The organism is Neobacillus bataviensis (genome assembly GCF_019969725.1).
The window spans coordinates 205,029-222,725 of the sequence record NZ_JAHXYW010000002.1 but is presented as its reverse complement, the minus strand read 5'-3'; the positions used below and the strand labels follow the sequence as shown (position 1 = coordinate 222,725).

The following is a 17,697-nucleotide window of genomic DNA, read 5'->3' as shown; positions in this document are numbered from 1 at the left end:
TTAACCTTCCCTCCGTTTGAATTGATATAGAGGATTGGGGACGACTGCAAAGGAATAATCTTTCCCTTCAGGTTCCAAGCGCATTTTCGTCAGGGCCTTGTGATCTACTTCTGACTGGTACAAGGCTTCCCTATCAATGCGCGCGTTTTCTGTATATGGAGGCAGAAATTCTAGTTGTTCAAAAACTTCCTGGCAAATCCGATGAATCTCCTGCCATAATTCACCTTCTCCAAGCCCAAAATGCTTGCATAATTGGACAATGAATTCACCGCATTGATTCTGAAATACAGTATAGAATACCTTGTTGTGCATTTCTTTTAGGCTATCTGTGACCGTTACAGAACCCGGATAAAATTCTACTTGATACGGATGTTTCTGAAGTCTGTCCCGGTAAATTCTTGCTCCTCCCCAATCCCGGAACAGCATTCGAACTGGACGCCCCTTTTTAAATACCATTATACTATTTTGCAAGTGACCTTCTAAGCCTATTCCATACTTCACCATAAGCGTAAGATAGCCCGGAAGCACGATAGAAGCATACTCTGAGAAAAATTGTAACGCGGCCTTTCGAAGGTTTGGCTCTTTTATTTCCTCCTTATATTTTTCAATCAACTCTACAATAATGGACTTTTCTGTAATCGGTGATTCGGCAAACAGCGAACTGCAGACAATGGCGACTTCATCCATCGCTGTAAATTTATCTACATTCTCACGGAATACCACAGATAGATTTCGGCTTTTCAGTTTTTGATGCTCGTCTTTACACCCATTAGTTTCTTTGCATTTGAAATTAAATCCCGCGCATTCACAAACAGGTATAAACGTTTCTGCCAGGTCTTGTTCCTGCTTCATAATGGCAGTTATAAGTCGTGTAAAAACAGCTGCATTGTTAGTGGTATTAGGAGAGATCGAGCGGATTGTTGATGTCATCTGGCTGTTGACAGCTACTTTAATAGCATGCTTCGTCTCCTTTCCATTTGTAATAGGTACGAGGGTTCTAAATGATGATGTTGCACCAAATGGAACCCTTATCCCACATATAGGAACGATGATCTGTTCCTTCATTTCCTGTTCGTAAATCTCTGGTATAGCTTGTTCCAGCTGCCAAGGATGCACCGGAACTAATACATAATCATTCACACTTAGTCCTTGCCCGATAAATTCCTGTTCAGCAGCCTTTCGTAATTCTGGATACTCTTTAAAAAGAAAGACATTCGCATTCTCATCGTTTTCGTTCATAACACTCCACTCGGCAAAATCCTTATGAATGGCGACAAACTGAATTTCAGCGACACCATCAAATTCAGGTGCATAACGAAACACATCTTCCGGATCCATCCCGATTTTGGTTTTAGTACCAGGGTGAAGGTTATGCCCTTCGACCGATAATTGTTCAAAAAACAAACTTGAGTCAAAGGTGTGATCACCACTCTTTTGAAATAACACCCAATCAATGGCAGTTGTAATTCCGTGTACATTTGCTTTTTGCTTCAATTCTTTTTTCTTCTGCTCCCAATAGGCATAGGCAAGAGCTAGATTCGCACTTCCGTTTATTAATTCTTCAGCCAGCTTCCCCCAGTCACTTTGCCCGCTGTCACCCTGTTTACTGCGCAGCAGCTGAAGCCATTCTACAGCATGTTCGATTGCCCTAATACTACCTTTCGAAATATGCAGAATCTGCCCATCTACTTCTACCCGATTAAAGGCATATGTTCGGCTTACCGGAATAACAAGACATTCCCCCTCAAGCAGAGGATATAATTTATAGACTTTGCCATCTTCAACCCCGTTGGTGTGAAGTGCCTTAATAATGCTTTGCCAAAATTTATTAATGGCCGGAACATTTAACGTATGAATTGAGCCGATACTGTACAGATCATAGGAAGCCGAAGAAAGTCCCATGATGTCTTCCCGGAGCATCGATTCTGCCAGCCGGCGCAATATCCCTTTCCGTCCTCTTGCAAGAGATCCCGCATAGGAAGGGACCATATTGGGATAAGCTTTTTGCAAAAAAGTAAGGATTTTCAATTCATCTGGAAGTACATTTCCCTGTCTAACATTCCTATAGGCCTTCATTAAACAATCGGTATCAAGACGTTCAGCTGTGATTGAACTCATCCCTGAATCTCTCCTTTCCATTCCATCAAAGGATTGGGGACTTTCATAAACGAATAGGCTGTAATATCCCCTCGCAGTCTCATCGTCGTTAGAGCCTTCAAATTAATCATAGGTTGAAAAAGAGCATGCTCATCTGCTGCAGCCTGGTCTGCAATAGACGGATCTTTCTTCAATTCTTCAAAAACAGCTCTGCATACTGAGGCAACCCGCTTCCAGAGCTGCTCCTCTTCGAATCCTAAGGTACGAACAATACAGGAGATCAATTCAGCAAAATGGTTTTGCATGACAGAATACGAGATTATATTGCGGATTTGTTCAACTTCTTCTGTTACGATGGATGAACCCGGATAAAACGCTGCATAAAAACCTTGCTTTTCTAATCTTTCCGGTAAAATACGAACACCACCGAAATCTCTTAAAAGAATCCGTACCGGCTCACCATTACGAAAAATAGAAACACTGTTTTGCATATGACCCTCTAAACTAATTCCATACCGAACCATTAAAGTTAAAAAACCCGGTAACGATATTTGCGCATACTTTTCGATAAATAAAGACGCCGCCTCTGCCAGATTAGATAATTGATAATGGAGGGCTAGTTTCTCTATCAGCTCAACAGCAATAGGCTTCCCGCTAATAGGTGACTCTGCCAGAAGTGCTGCAGCAGCCATAGGGATTTCCTCTTCATGGTTGACAAGGTTCTCAGGATTCTCCCGTAAAATCGATGCTAAGTTGGCTTGAAGGGTCCAACGCTCCTCTTCCGACAAGTCTTGATTGGATGGTTGAAAGTAAATACCTGCCCGTTCTTGAAGGACGATAAAACTTCTCGCAAAATGATTCTCTTTTTCTTGAATTGTGGTCAGTATTTTCGAAAGAACGGGCCCATTTTCCACGGAATTAGGTGAAACAGTACGAACAGCACTGGTTGTTTGCACATTCACAGCCGTTTTAATATGATGCTTTTTATCCCCACGATTTTGAATGGGGGCTAATGATCGAAAAGAAACCAAAGACTGTGTAGGAATGCGGAAGTTCGAAATAGGAACGATCCTTTTTTGCTCAATCTCCTTTTTGTACATAGTGTATAAAGTATGATCAAACTGCCATGGATGAACGGGAATCAACTCGAATTGCTCAGGATTTAACTCCTGATTTTGCAATATCATTTCAACCGTCGATTTTAACTCTTCATACTCCTGGAACAAACAAGTTGTCACAGTCCGGACATCGACTGATGTCGTTTGGCAATAGTCTTTTGCCACCGCCACAAGAGCTGCCTTTGGAGAAGCCCCCCATTCAGGTGAATACTGGATTACATCTCCCACATCAAGACCAAACTTTGTCTTGGCTCCCGGATGCAGGGGATGCCCTTCAACAACCCATTGTTCATAGAATGCAAGCGGACTAAAGCTCCGATCCTCCTTACTCTGTTTGGCCACCCATTGTAAAGAGGTATGTATGTTTTTTAGGCTGGCAGCTTTAACTAACTCCAGTTTTCTTCGGGAAGCACCTGCTAAGGCCAAGGCTAAATTAGCCACTCCATTTTGAATTTCCATTTTGAATCGGCTAAACTGCTTTTCTGTTACTTCGTTTAACAGTCCTTCATTCAATAACAAATCGAGAAGTTCAACAGGATGTGTCAGGATAATAAAAGACTCACGATCAAATAAAAACAAATCCCCCTCTAAATCAAATCTTCCAAGTGAATGCCGCTTCTTCACGACAGCCTGGAGTGTTTTTCTGCTGGGAAGCTCAATGCAAATTCTTGTGACTGACTTTTTCGACCATGAAATTCTCTCTTCTTGGAATATTTTTTCTCGTACCAGAGCCTGAAATAAACGTTGAAAAATACCTCTTCTTCCTGCCTGAAGATTCAGCAAATAGGACTCTGCCAATTCAGTATCTTCACGGCTAATGTAGGCTAAGGTTTTGGCTTCTTCTTCGTCAAAAACCTGATTATGTATTGTACTCATACTTTTTGGATAAATTGTGTTCACTTGGTTTTTCCCCTTTCCATCTCGAGAACATGCTTTTTAATCGATAATGATAATTATTATCAGTTAGTTAACTTGAGTTTTATCTTAATTGAAAATGATTATCATCGTCAAATGACTTTAGACCTAAAAAATGTTTCCTAAGCAATAGAAAAAAGGCATGGAGCCTAATTTACTAGCGTCCATGCCTTTTATTAAAATGCGATTTTGCAGTGATACACACTCTCAAAAATACAAGTATATACTCCTTCACTGGCAGCATCAGTTCCATTCGAATCCGCCGAAGAGGCTTTTGAAAAAATGGCAGAGTTTGGGGCAGCATGCATTTTGGCTGTTTCACTGCATGTATACTTGCCTGCGATTTTCTAATGCTGCCTTCTTGCTTATGTTGAATCTCAGCTTTTACTTCTATTCCTTATTGTGTTAAAGCACACAAGAATTTATATTATAACGGTGTTGGAGCATTAATTAATTCATCAAGATCTATTTCTAAAAGTTGTCCAGCATGAACCAAACCCGACCCAAAACCATACATAAGAACTCGATCCCCATTTTTGACTTTACCCTCACGGATTCCAAGGTCAAGTGCTAAAGGAATCGTAGCAGCAGAAGTATTTCCAAAGTTGACCAGGCTATAAAGAGTTTTATCCATTGGGTATTCTAATTTTCCGCAAATCGGCTCAATCAACCTTAAGTTAGCACTATGTGGTATAAACCAATCCACTTGATCTAAACTCATTTGGGTCTTTGCTAAAATCTGTCTAACACTATCAGGAACGTTCCTTACAACCCATCGAAAAACTTCTCTGCCATTTTGGACAAGATATTGGGTATCAATTAACTCAATCCCATTGACCTTTTTTGATAACCCCGGACGATATACATGCTGTGCACCTCTTCCGTCACTTCCCAGATGAAACCCAATGAAACTTTTTGATTGTTCGTCCCTTTCAACCAACACCGCACCAGCACCGTCACCAAATAAAATACATGTGCTTCTATCGGTATAATCCGTAATTTTTGATAATGTATCCGCCCCAATAACGAGTATCTTTCTGTGGAGTCCAGATGCAATATAATTGTGTGCTGTATGCAGCGCATAAACAAATCCTGCACAGGCCGCACTTAAATCTATTGCACCTGTTTGAGATATATTTAATCTGTCCTGAATGATACTTGAGACGGATGGAAATGGAAAATCAGGTGTGCTTGTTGCCACAATAATCATATCTACATCTTCAACGTTTTTGTTATATCTTTGCATTAAATCTTTTACAGCTGACACACATAAATCACTGGTGAATTCATCAGGCCGAGTGATTCTCCGTTCATGAATCCCTGTTCGTTGAATAATCCACTCATTATTTGTTTCGACCATTTGCTCAAGCTCAAAATTTGTTAATTTCTTTTCGGGAACATATGTCCCTATAGCTGTTATTCTTGCTCCGATCAAACGTTCCACCCCACTTTTATTGGTTAGTACTATTACCTGGTACTAATTATAACCATATATATTTTGAAAAATCAATTTAATACCTTTTTAATGAATAAAAAGAATGCTTTACCCCTTAAAGAAGTAAAGCACTCAGATGATCTTTTAAGTCACACGTAATAACAAGTGTCGCCAATCGGACTTTTTGGAAGCACTTTACTCCGATTCACGGGGAGTTAAAGAATTGCACTGTATCCGTCAGCATTTAGCGGCGGCAGGGTGTGTTCTACTCATTTTGGTCTTCGCCCAGAATTTGCACGTATCCTTCCGTTCCATTCACACGAATACGCTGGCCGTTTTTAATTTTCCGTGTCGCCCCGTCCACACCTGCAACAGCTGGAATTCCATACTCTCGCGCCACTACCGCACCATGGGTCATCAGCCCCCCTACTTCCATTACTAGAGCCTTTGAGGAATGAAACAGAGTCGTCCAGCCTGGGTCTGTGAAAGGTGCAATTAAGATCTCCCCTGGCTGTAAATCCGCTTTTTCCGGACTTAATACCACTTTCGCATAACCTTCGACAACACCCGGGGAAACGGGCGTACCTGCAAAAGCCCCAGCCGGTGCTTTAAAATCGCCCCTTCTGCCTGTAATGATCTCCCCTTCACTCGTCATTGCACGAGGAGGGGCCAGCTTTTGAGATCGTTCATAATCCTTTTTCCGATGCTCGATTAACCCCTGCACATCTTCTGTAAAACGTTCTTCCAATATCATCCTGATCTCATCTAAAGTGAGGTAAAACACATCGGCTGAATGATTTAGAATCCCCTTGTCCTTCATCAGGTCCGCTTCTTCCAATATAGCCTTTTTATATAGATCCAAATGCTGCACCATGATAAATTTAGGATGTTCACGAATGCCCATTCTTCCTCGGAAAACAGTAATCAAACGAGACATCCATCTTTCTTTAATCAACCCGCCACTCGTCATTCGTACTCTTTTAAGCAAAGACTGAGCAGCCTGTTCCGCTTCAATTTTTCCTTGGTTAAACTTCTCCCGGTGTTCCCCCGAATTCATATTTTGAACATGACTGATAATCGATGATGCAAGCATCGTTGGGGCCTCTCGCCAGCGCGGTTTCGTGATGTCGATTTCCCCGGGACAACGCATTCCATAGAGGCTGATAAAACGTTCGAATTGTTCACGGAAAATGTCTCCGCCCCTGAGCCCGCCAAATCCTTGGTAGAAGGAATCGTTTTCCGCGTGCTTTAAATATTCGACCACCTCGGGATACTTTCTGGCAGTATCCGCCAAATCCCCTAGGGCAAGACCCATTTCACTAGTAACATTCCCATCTAAAGATTTATTAAGGAGATGAACTTGCTGATCATCTCCCAACCAACGTTTAGAGGAATGTTGGATTAACTTGAATGTCACAATTCCGGAGATGGGGTAGTGGAAGAGGTCCTTAAAAAGAGTCCACAGCAAATTCCCTGAACGCTCTTGAATCCATTTGATTCTCTTGGCACCTGAGACTTGTGAGATTTCTGCTTTGCTTTTCTGTACCAGGCTGTTCATATATTTATCACACTGCTGAACAGAGTGAAAAGGATCCCTAAAGAGAAGGTTCTTGATGACATTCGTCAAAACCAGTTTGACAAATTTCCGTGCTTTTTGGCTAACCTTCCTATCAGGTACGGCTTGCTTTTGAAATTGTTCACGCTCCATAAATTGGATACAGGCATTGCTGATTAATTCGTCAATATTGCTTAGTGCCACAGGCATTATTTTTCGAGCGGGTTTCCAATATAACAGTTTAGTTAAATCTAAAAACAATCGGCCGCCAGCTGGCAGCATTGCTTCACTTTCAGCGGCGGTACTCCTCCCTTTTCCAAATGGGAATAACGTACGCCAAATGGAAAGCGCTAACGGCTTCATTGCTTCGGTCATCATCTGCTGATGCCCAAAGGAAATGAAGAAATGCAATTTTGCGTCATGTTGATGAGAAGGAATCGGATACAAAGAGGTAATCGGGCGGCTTTGCAGAATAAACAGTTCGCCATCTGCCAATCCCCACTCAATATCCTGTTCCGAGTTATAATGATGTTCGATTTGCTCTCCTAATTTTGCCAGCTCCACTATTTTTTCATCAGAAAGAGCCTGTTCCTTTTGTTTATCCAGCGGTATATCTTGGGTGATTGTGCCGCCCTCTGGTAGTGGACAAATCGCTATTTTTTTGTCAGAAACCTGCTTTTTTACAATTTTTCCTGAGCGAACTTGATAGAGGTCAGCCGAAACCAGTCCGGAGACAAGTGCTTCTCCAAGTCCAAAACTCGCATCGATGGAGATGGTTTTTCGATGTCCTGTCACAGGATCCGCCGTAAACATAATTCCAGATACCTCGGGAAAAACCATTTGTTGTACCACGACCGAAAGAAAGACATCACGATGATCGTAATGATTCTTGATCCGATAAGAAATGGCCCGATCTGTAAATAAGGAGGCCCAGCACTTTTGGATCGCTTGGAGCAGCTGCTCCTGTCCTATGATATTCAAATACGTATCTTGTTGGCCTGCAAAGGAGGCTGTCGGCAAATCTTCAGCTGTAGCACTGGATCGAATAGCATAGGAAGTTTCCGTTCCTGCCTCGTTCCAGGCATGTAATATGGAAGCTCGAATATCATCTGGCATACTTAATGACTCAAGATGATCGCGAATCCGTTTGCCCAATTCCTGAAGGCGGTCCAGCTGGCCGGGATCTAGCTGATCAAGGAGTTCAAAGAGTTCATGCATTTCGCTGCTTGTTTCAATAAAAGAGCGATAAGCAGCGGTTGTCACACAAAATCCTTTAGGGACCGGAAACCCTGCCTTGCTCATTTCACCTAGATTCGCTCCCTTACCCCCAACGTAAGTGAGACTTGTTTTATCAATCTCATTAAAGTTAAGCACATACTGTACCATCTCGCGCCCCCTTTATAAAGAAAAGTAACCAGCTATTGATGAAACCTTAGTAAGAAATTTCAAATTTATTAACAGAACGTTGATTAATGATAACAACGTTCATTATATTCTTTTTGAAAGCGAATTCAATAATCAATAAGTTCAAACATGTCCATTACTCAACACATATAAATGTCATGTTTATTATTGTGGAAATTTTAAGGGGTGGCGATCATACTCGATTTAACTCAACAAGGTTCATCGGTTTATAAAATATTCTTATTTGCCCTTGGAACCAAATATGAAAGCATTTCCTTATTGAGCATTCCTGATAAAGAGGTGGAATGGATCGTTTAAAATTAACCGTTATTGCTTCATATCGATGCCCATTCCAGTCGTAAATTAGTTTTAAATAACCAATCTCCCCGCCAATTGTGATTAAAACCGGAGCCTCCGCCTTGAATAAAGCCATAAAAAGCCTCCTTTGCTTGTTCAGCAAAAAAGGCTTCAAGTTTTAATTATAGGAAATTTCTTTTGATGAAAATCATCAAATGCTTCAACCGTACAGCTGTGATCATTAAATCGAATTCAAAAAGGATTGAATAAATGGGATAGCAGCTCCTACAGGTACCCCATTTACAGATGAACGGCTTATATGAATAAAAGATTCATTACTTGGAAATGCAGATTTTTCATTAATTTTTTCATGAAGAACGTCAATATCTTCTTCTTTTAAATACGGAGATAGATGTCCACCAAGTATAAATTCTCTGTTAAGGACAAGATGGATATTGTTCATTGAAAATGCCAATTGATCTAAAAAGGAATTCCACCTCTTCGTATAAGAAGGGATACCCGTACGAACCTGTTGGAAGAAAAAATCTAATGATTCATCTTCTTCCAGAAGCGCATTAATAGAACTATACGTTTCCATGCATCCTTTTTTTCCGCAGTAACAGGAAGGCCCGTCAGGATTAATCGTCATATGCTCAATCGTTCCGCTATGTCCTTGTTTTCCCATATATATTTGATCATTTATAATAATGGCTCCCCCAAGGTGGGGACCAATCGAGAGATAAACAGCATCTCCAATATCATTGCTTACCCACAACTCAGTTGTTGCCGCACACTTTGCATCATGTAAAAACATACAAGGATAATGGAGAAATTGTGAAAAAACCTCAATCTCTAATCCTGTTGGGATTAATATTTTTCCGTAAGTTATTTTTTTTCCGTCATTTGATGTTAATCCTTGTACGGCAAAACCAATCCCGAGAATTTGATCCTCTTCCACATTAAGAGATGAGATGAAAGACTGTACAGCATAGCTTAACTCCTTATAATAGCTTTCCACATTGGAATAATCCATCGGAAGTCTCTTTTGCTGAAAAGCATGGCCACGCAAATCAATGGCTAAAATTTGTACGGTCTTTTTCTGAATTTCCACTCCAATGCTGATACGAGCCTGCGGACAAATTGCATAAGCTGTGGCACGTCTGCCAACCGAAGATTCAAACTGTCCACTCTTCTCAATCAATTTTTCTTTTTCCAAGCGAACAAGATTCTGGGTCACAGTCGGTAAACTCAAATTTAGTTGATTCGCGATTTCTTGTTTAGAAAGTTTCTGATTTTGATAAATGAGATGATAAATCGAGGAGTAATTTCCTCTTTTTATATCTTTAAATGTGATGCCATTGTCCATGAAATACCTCATTTTACAAAATAATTTTATAAAAAACCTTATTTAAATTCTTTTTAAATATATCACATAAAATCGCACAATCACAACTTTGTCTGGGAGTGGCTCCCATTCTTATATTTTGTCCTTGTTGACAACTATAAGAAAACGTTTTATTATGTAAATACATTTTGTAAAATGATTTTATAAAACTATTTTTATAAAAAGGGATGAGGGAAAAAACATGGGTATTATTGAGAAAATGAGACTAGACGGAAAGAAAATTTTTGTTACTGGCGGTGCAAGGGGAATTGGTAAAAGTGTTGCCACCGCTTTTGCTGAAGCAGGAGCAGATGTAGCCATTGTTGATCTGGATATCGAGGAAGCAAGAAAAACAGCAAAAGAACTAGAAGAAAATAATGGGATTCAATCCATTGCCATCAAGGCAGATGTTACAAACCCAGAAGATGTAAATGCCATGATTGAAAAAGTACTGGATGTTTTCGGCCGTTTAGATGTGGCCTTCTGTAATGCTGGAATCTGTATGAATGTTCCTGCAGAGGAAATGACGTATGAACAGTGGAAGAAAGTGATTGATATTAATCTTTCAGGCGTTTTTCTAACAGCACAGGCCGCAGGTAAAGTCATGTTAAAACAAGGCGGCGGTTCCATTATTAATACTGCATCGATGTCTGGACATATCGTGAATGTGCCACAACCGCAATGTTCCTACAATGCCTCAAAAGCCGGGGTAATCCAATTGACAAAATCCCTTGCGGTGGAATGGGCAGCAAGAAATGTCCGCGTAAATTCTATTAGTCCTGGATATATTGGAACCGAACTTACATTAAATTCTCCGAGCTTACAGCCATTGATTCAACAGTGGAATGAAATGGCACCACTTCACCGAATGGGCCGACCGGAAGAACTACAGTCCATTTGTGTCTATCTTGCAGGAGACACTAGCAGCTTTACTACAGGATCTGACTTTGTCATCGATGGTGCATTTACTTGTATTTAATAGACTAAAAGATTCTTAGGAGGACTAGCTATGAAGTACTTACTTGGTACAGATATCGGAACATCCGGCACCAAAACCATCTTAATGGATACAGAAGGCAATCTGATTGCTCAAGATTTACAAGAATACGATGTGTTGACCCCAAAGCCTTTATGGGCAGAGCAGTGGCCAGATGTATGGCTTGATGCAGCAAAAACATCTATTAGAAACACGGTACAAAAATCAGGAATTCGAGCGGAGAACATTCAGGGTATTGCCATTAGCGGTCTATATGGGGGTTCAGGAATTCCATTGGATGAAAAGATGGAACCGGTTAGGCCGTGCATGATTTGGATGGATCGAAGAGCAGAAGCAGAAACAAAATGGGTAATCGATACGATTGGAGAAGAAAAACTTCTCGACATTACTCATAATGGAGCCGACCCTTATTATGGTTTTACCAAAATGTTATGGATGAAAAATCATGAACCGGAAAACTGGAATAGGACCAAGCTCTTTCTCCCGCCAAATGATTATGTCATTTATAAGCTGACTGGAGAAATTGCCATTGATTATTCTTCTGCAGGAAATATCGGCGGAATTTTTGATATGAATAGCAGAACCTGGTCAAGAGAAATGATGGATGCGATGGGAATTCCTCTTTCGATGATGCCAGAAAATATCGTTGAATCAACCGATATTGTGGGTGGATTAACAAAAGAGGCCGCAGCGGAGTTGGGGCTTTCTGAAGGAATGCCAGTGATCGCCAGTGGCATTGACTGTGGTGCTGCTAATATCGGCCTCGGTGTTTTTGAATCTGGTATTTATGCAGCGGCCATTGGAACTTCTATGTGCGCAGCGTTCATTTCTGATAAACCAGTAAAAGGAAAAGATTTGATTGTTTGGCCCTATTTATTTGATGCCAAAAGACTTTCCTATTATTTTGCTGGTGGAGCGACAGCTGGAGCGATCGTGAAATGGTTCCGACAAACGATGTGTCAATATGAATTGGAAGCAGAAAAAGCGGGCGGAAAAAATGCCTATGATGTATTAAATGAAAAGGCTGCAGAAATTCCAGTTGGAAGTGAAGGGTTGATTGTCCTTCCTTACTTTATGGGAGAAAGAAGTCCAATTTGGGATTCTGATGCAAAAGGTACAATCGTGGGACTTTCCTTGGCACATACAAAAGCCCATATTTATCGTGCCTTTCTGGAAGCGGTTGCGTTCTCTTTACGGGATTCAATCGAAGCGACCGGAGAAGATCTCGGAGAATATATCCTGCTTGCAGGTGGAGTCACCAAGTCAAAATTGTGGAGACAAATCTTTGCGGATGTCACGGGCTATCCAGTTGTCTGTCCGATTCATGATGTAGAAGCGAATATGGGAGATGTCATGCTGGCGGGAATTGGCACAGGTCTTCTCTCTTATGAAGATGTTAAGAAATGGCAGGTCCTAGACCAGAAGATCATGCCTATTAAAGAGAATCATCGGAAATATAATGACTATTACCAAGTTTATAAATCTATCTATCATAATTTAAAGTCTGATATGAAAACGCTGACAAGACTTTCTGCAAGATAATTTGAGATACGCGAAATAAAGGATAGGTGATGCAGATGAACAGATGGAAAAAAAGAATTGGATACGGTGCTGGCGACTTCGCCTGCAACCTCGTATTTAGTACAATGGCGTCTTATTTGTTGTTTTTTTATACCGATGTCTTTGGAATCACTGCAACTGTTGCTGGTACCTTAATGTTAGTAACCAAAATCATTGATGCTTTTGCCGATACGGGTATGGGATTATTGGTCGATCGGACTCGTACTAGATGGGGACAAGGAAGACCCTACTTCCTTATCGGAGCGATTCCGTTTGCTGTTTTTACCATCATGACCTTTATTGTTCCAGATTTCAGTATGTCTGGAAAGATTCTCTGGGCTTATACCACTTATTGCTTGTTGAACATTGCTTATACAGTGGTTAATATCCCATTAAATACGATTGTACCGAGGTTAACTTCAGATAACCATGAGCGGAACTGGTTAGTTTCGACAAGAATGATTTGTTCGTTAATTGGAACCGCTTTAGTTATGTCAATTACGACGCCGATGGTCAATTTCTTTGGGCAAGGGGATAACCAAAAAGGTTATTTGATTACAATGACCGTTTATGGCATCGCTGCGGTGTTCGTGTTTGTGTTTACCTTTATGAATACAAAAGAGGTGGTTCCTCCAACCGTTCAGCCTGGGAAATCCTCTTTTAAAAAGGATTTTAAAGGATTGACTGGCCCTGCTGCTATTTTCTTTATCTTGAACTTTCTCTATTTCGGTCTTTTTGTGATTCGAAATACAACCGTGATTTACTATTTCACGTATAATCTAGGACGTACGGATTGGCTGACGTTTGTAGGATTATTCGGTATTCTCTCTGGTCTGCCAATGCTGCTGCTTTTACCTTGGCTTCAAAAGAAAATGCCGAAGAAAAATGTATTGCTTTTAAGTACGGCCATTTATATTATTGGAGATTTAGTGATTTATTTCGGAAAGTCATCACCTGTTTTACTGATTGCCGGTTTGACGATTACCGGGCTAGGGATTTATGGCATCTTCGGCACCACCTTTGCGATTCAGCCGGATGATATTGATTATTCAGAGTACAAAAACAACAGAAGTATTGCTGGGATGATTGCAGCCCTTCAAGGTTTTTTTGTAAAAGTAAGCTTGGGCCTTGGGAGTGCACTTGTTGGAGTCATTTTGAAAATGGGCGGCTATGTTCCCAATACCACACAAACCGCCAAAGCTTTATCCTATATTGAAATCAGTTTTATCTGGGTGCCACTCGCCATTTGTTTACTGATTGGAATTACGATATGGTTCTATAAACTTGATGATAAACGGGCGGAAATGGATGTAGAACTCGAACGGCGACGTGCCTTGGTAAACCAAAAGGTTGAAAGCCAAAATGTCGTAAACCTCTAATAAATTAGAGCCTTTCTAAATAGAGAGGCTCTTTTCTTATGTTACGAACAGTGACGGTGCATTCTGCAAGAAAGAAGCACTATTATATTGCTATTTTATTTAAAGTTTACTTATCTAGTGTTTATTCTTTTTAACGGATCAAGTGGAATACTACAGTGGCTTGAATTCTTAGAGCATAGTCCCCTTTTTTTATGTTGCTGAACATTAATAGTTAATGATGCCTCCCCTCTAAGATGTATTCGTCTCGATTTTCTTTCTCAATATTGCACCTAACCTAACATTAGTATATTGTTGTATTCAGTTATATGGTTCATCAACTTAAACCATTAAACTGATTGTTGGAGGTATTTTACTGAATGAATAAACAGGACCAACTAAATATGATCAAAGAGGATTTTATTAATTGTCAAAAAGTACTATTGGCAATTGGTGATGAAACACGTCAATCGATCTTGTTAGTTCTAATGGGGACGGATTGTCAAACAGGATTACGTGTGGGTGAAATCACAGAACAAACACATCTTTCTCGACCTGCGGTGTCCCATCATCTTAAGGTTTTACGAGATGCCGGTATTATTTTAATGCGTAAAGAAGGGACAAAAAACTTTTATTATATTAATGTACGTACAGAATTAGGTTTATTAAAAAACCTTGTGTTGGATATTGAAAAGTTCATGCAGAACTTTTATTGAAATGATAGAAGAAAAACATACATTTTTTGGAGGTATAGCCAATGAGAGCAATGGTTATTGATCGGTATGGAAAAGTCCCAATGCGTTTGGCAGAAATGCCCACGCCTGAAATTGGAGAATATGAAGTACTCGCAGAAATTCATGCAGCTAGTATTAATCCTGTTGATTTTAAGATCCGCGATGGGAAAGTGAAATTGTTAGTTAAATATAAAATGCCTCTTATCCTTGGAAATGACTTTTCTGGTGTCGTGGCAAAGGTTGGCGCAAAAGTGACTCGTTTTAAAGTTGGGGATGAAATATATGCACGTCCACGTAAAAGTAAAATCGGTACTTTTGCTGAATATATCGCAATTCATGAAGATGACATCGCACTAAAACCTAAAAATTTGAGCTTTGAAGAAGCAGCATCGATCCCGCTGGTTGGGTTAACCTCCTATCAAGCCCTAACAGACATTTTGCAATTACAAAAGGGCCAAAGGATTTTAATTCACGCTGGGGCTGGAGGTGTCGGTACCTTTGCTATTCAACTGGCCAAATTAATGGGTGCCACTGTTGCAACGACTGCAAGTGTTGCTGGTGCGAATTTAGTAAAATCTCTTGGTGCAGATGAAATAATAAATTACAAGACAGAAAAATTTGAAGAGATACTGAAAAACTATGATGCCGTATTTGATACCCTTGGGGGCGAGATACTCGAAAAATCATTCGAAGTGATAAAAAGAGGAGGAAAAATGGTTTCCGTTTCGGGATTACCGAATGCTCGTTTTGGTAAAGAATATGGTTCCGGATTTTTTAAAACGTTGTTGTTTTCAGCAGCAAGTCATAAACTTACTGTGCTTGAAAAAAAGCATAATGTTCAATATACGTTTTTGTTTATGAAGCAAAGTGGAGAACAATTACGTATAATTGCAAACTTTATTGAGACTGGTAAAATCAAACCTATAATTGATAGAGTTTTTCCTTTTGAAGATGCTCAAAAAGCGATGGAATATGCGGAGACAGGAAGGGCGAAAGGGAAAATAATATTAAAAATCAGATAGTTGTTAAACGAAGCAAAAAATATATCCTAACTTTCCATTTTTTCTTTTTAATGATTCTATAAAAGTCATTCCCTTTTAATCAATCTTTTTTCAAAATGGAGTCTTTTGTATTGATGTTAAATATGGGGTAAAGGTAGCTTTACGATCAATCTTTATTCTAAGGCTACAAATGATCTTCAACGAACGGGCCCTTTAATTTAATAAGTTTTTATTTTTAAATAAGGCTTTATATACATGATTTTAATCATAACTTCTGTAAATCAACATTAATACCAAAATTTCATATTTATCTCTACTCAAAAGAGTCTGTTAATAGTGCCACAGAAGACAAATTAGCAAGTTTGACAAAAAAATTAAATATACCTAATATAAAAATATTCAAATTGGAAGCAGGTGTTTGCATGCAGTATAGTATTGGAGTTGAATATGGCCTGCATTGCCTTGTTTATTTAATCGATATTCCTCCAGATTCAAGCATAGGAATAAAGGATCTTTCTGCCTTTCAAGGCATTTCAGAGACATATCTCTCAAAAATTTTTGCCAAATTAGCCAAAGCAGGTATCGTAAATTCAGTACCTGGAGTTAAGGGCGGCTATAGATTAGCAAGGTCCCCAGAAGAAATTTCTTTTTGGGATGTAGTTGAAGCAATTGAAGGGAAAAAGCCCATTTTTCAATGCAAAAACATAAAAGATAACGGCCTTCTGGTTCGAGATAACCAAAACTCAAACTGCTGCTCAGAAACCTCCTCTTGCACCATTAATCTAGTTATGCTTGAGGCAGAAGAAAATATGCGCAATTTTTTACGTAAAAAGACCCTTACATGGCTGAATGAAGAGCTTGATCAAGTTTTACCGAAACAAATGCGTCAAGATACACGTGCATATTTTGAGAAGAGCAACAGTTAATCAAGACACCCCTTACCCCTCTATCCTGCAAGTTAAGGGGTGTTAAGTACTTCAGGTCCAAAACAAAGATTCTATCTCGATTCATTTCATCCCTCCTAAAACCAATTTCCCTTTTCTTTTGATAATCCCTATTAGACAAATCAAGCGCTAATCCCTTTACAAGGATAGCGCCCAGTAACATTCCTATTTTGCCGCAGTTGCGAAATTTCCCATTGAAATCGAGAGTCGATTCCAACTATTAATTTGATTGATCAAAATAATAAGATCTACATATTCCTTTTCACTAAAGTGAACACGTACTCGATTATAAAGCTCATCAGGTACTCGCTTAGTTGGAATTAACGTCACATGTTCAGTTAATTCTAATGCTGCTTTTTCAGCGTCCGTGTAGAAGTCACAATCTTCCCATGCGCTAACGCAGTATAAACGCTGTTCCGTTTCACCCATTTTTCGAGCGTCAGCGGTATGCATATTAATACAAAAAGCACAGCCATTAATTTGAGAAGCACGGATTTTAACTAGTTCACGAAGTTTACGGTCTATTCCACTAGTTTTAGTGTACTTCTCCATTTCCATCATTATTTTAAATGCTTCAGGTGCAATATCATAATAATTAATACGTTGTTCCATTTCCATTCCCCCTTAACATTATGGATAAAGTTAATCGTCGATTAACCATATCCATAATATACACCTTTCATTTGCTTTTGTCAAACCGGGATTATGGGTGTCCTTAGAATAAAACTTTAAAAACTAAGCCTAAGATATGTAGACTGCTAATAAAAAAGAACCTTGCTTTATTCAACAAGGTTCATCGAGTTATAAAATGAGCACGGGACAATTCCCGTGCTTCATTGTTGTGTATATTTACTCAGTGGAGGAATTTACGGTTAGCTTAGGTGAAAAAGAGAACTCTCTC

13 protein-coding genes are annotated in these 17,697 nt (G+C 39.7%); 6 read left to right on the top strand and 7 right to left on the bottom strand.

From position 1 onward, the window contains the following. The 6 genes from LC455_RS05850 to LC455_RS05825 form a co-directional block, all read right to left on the bottom strand. Complete coding sequence (locus tag LC455_RS05850; RefSeq protein ID WP_223588991.1) at positions 1-2,118, bottom strand: IucA/IucC family protein; 2,118 nt, start codon at positions 2,116-2,118, stop codon at positions 1-3. Next, complete coding sequence (locus LC455_RS05845) at positions 2,115-4,115, bottom strand: IucA/IucC family protein (RefSeq protein ID WP_223588990.1); 2,001 nt, start codon at positions 4,113-4,115, stop codon at positions 2,115-2,117. The genes LC455_RS05850 and LC455_RS05845 overlap by 4 nt, the downstream gene beginning before the upstream one ends. 442 nt (positions 4,116-4,557) lie before the next feature. Next, the gene (locus LC455_RS05840; protein ID WP_223588989.1) at positions 4,558-5,565 is read right to left on the bottom strand and encodes a ketoacyl-ACP synthase III; all 1,008 of its coding nucleotides are present in this window, start codon (positions 5,563-5,565) and stop codon (positions 4,558-4,560) included. Between the two features lie 265 nt (positions 5,566-5,830). Next, the gene (locus LC455_RS05835; RefSeq protein WP_223588987.1) at positions 5,831-8,506 is read right to left on the bottom strand and encodes a phosphoenolpyruvate synthase; all 2,676 of its coding nucleotides are present in this window, start codon (positions 8,504-8,506) and stop codon (positions 5,831-5,833) included. A gap of 211 nt (positions 8,507-8,717) precedes the next feature. Continuing rightward, positions 8,718-8,957: a hypothetical protein gene (locus LC455_RS05830; protein WP_223588986.1), complete on the bottom strand. Its 240-nt coding sequence runs from the start codon at positions 8,955-8,957 to the stop codon at positions 8,718-8,720. 105 nt (positions 8,958-9,062) lie between these two features. Continuing rightward, positions 9,063-10,187 carry an ROK family transcriptional regulator gene (locus LC455_RS05825; RefSeq protein ID WP_223588985.1) on the bottom strand — a complete coding sequence of 375 codons (1,125 nt, stop codon included), beginning with the start codon at positions 10,185-10,187 and terminating at the stop codon, positions 9,063-9,065. Positions 10,188-10,407: 220 nt separating this feature from the next. Here LC455_RS05825 and LC455_RS05820 point away from each other — a divergent pair, with 220 nt between their 5' ends. The 6 genes from LC455_RS05820 (at position 10,408) to LC455_RS05795 (ending at position 16,778) form a co-directional block, all read left to right on the top strand. Continuing rightward, a complete protein-coding gene (locus LC455_RS05820; RefSeq protein ID WP_223588983.1) occupies positions 10,408-11,184 on the top strand; it encodes an SDR family oxidoreductase in 777 nt (258 codons plus the stop codon). 30 nt (positions 11,185-11,214) lie between these two features. Continuing rightward, positions 11,215-12,744, top strand: a complete 1,530-nt coding sequence (locus LC455_RS05815) for an FGGY-family carbohydrate kinase (protein WP_223588982.1) — start codon at positions 11,215-11,217, stop codon at positions 12,742-12,744. 35 nt (positions 12,745-12,779) lie between these two features. Beyond that, positions 12,780-14,141: an MFS transporter gene (locus LC455_RS05810; protein ID WP_223588981.1), complete on the top strand. Its 1,362-nt coding sequence runs from the start codon at positions 12,780-12,782 to the stop codon at positions 14,139-14,141. A gap of 356 nt (positions 14,142-14,497) precedes the next feature. Continuing rightward, on the top strand, positions 14,498-14,833 hold the full coding sequence (locus tag LC455_RS05805; protein ID WP_223588980.1) for an ArsR/SmtB family transcription factor: 336 nt from the start codon (positions 14,498-14,500) through the stop codon (positions 14,831-14,833). Positions 14,834-14,874: 41 nt separating this feature from the next. Further along, positions 14,875-15,873 (top strand): NADP-dependent oxidoreductase, encoded by a 999-nt coding sequence (locus LC455_RS05800; RefSeq protein ID WP_223588978.1) that lies wholly within the window; start codon positions 14,875-14,877, stop codon positions 15,871-15,873. 401 nt (positions 15,874-16,274) lie between these two features. Next, positions 16,275-16,778 carry an RrF2 family transcriptional regulator gene (locus LC455_RS05795; RefSeq protein WP_223589823.1) on the top strand — a complete coding sequence of 168 codons (504 nt, stop codon included), beginning with the start codon at positions 16,275-16,277 and terminating at the stop codon, positions 16,776-16,778. A gap of 183 nt (positions 16,779-16,961) precedes the next feature. On the opposite strand, the gene LC455_RS05790 is transcribed toward LC455_RS05795, so the two are convergent. Beyond that, a complete protein-coding gene (locus tag LC455_RS05790; protein ID WP_223588977.1) occupies positions 16,962-17,408 on the bottom strand; it encodes a carboxymuconolactone decarboxylase family protein in 447 nt (148 codons plus the stop codon). Positions 17,409-17,697 lie beyond the last annotated feature (289 nt).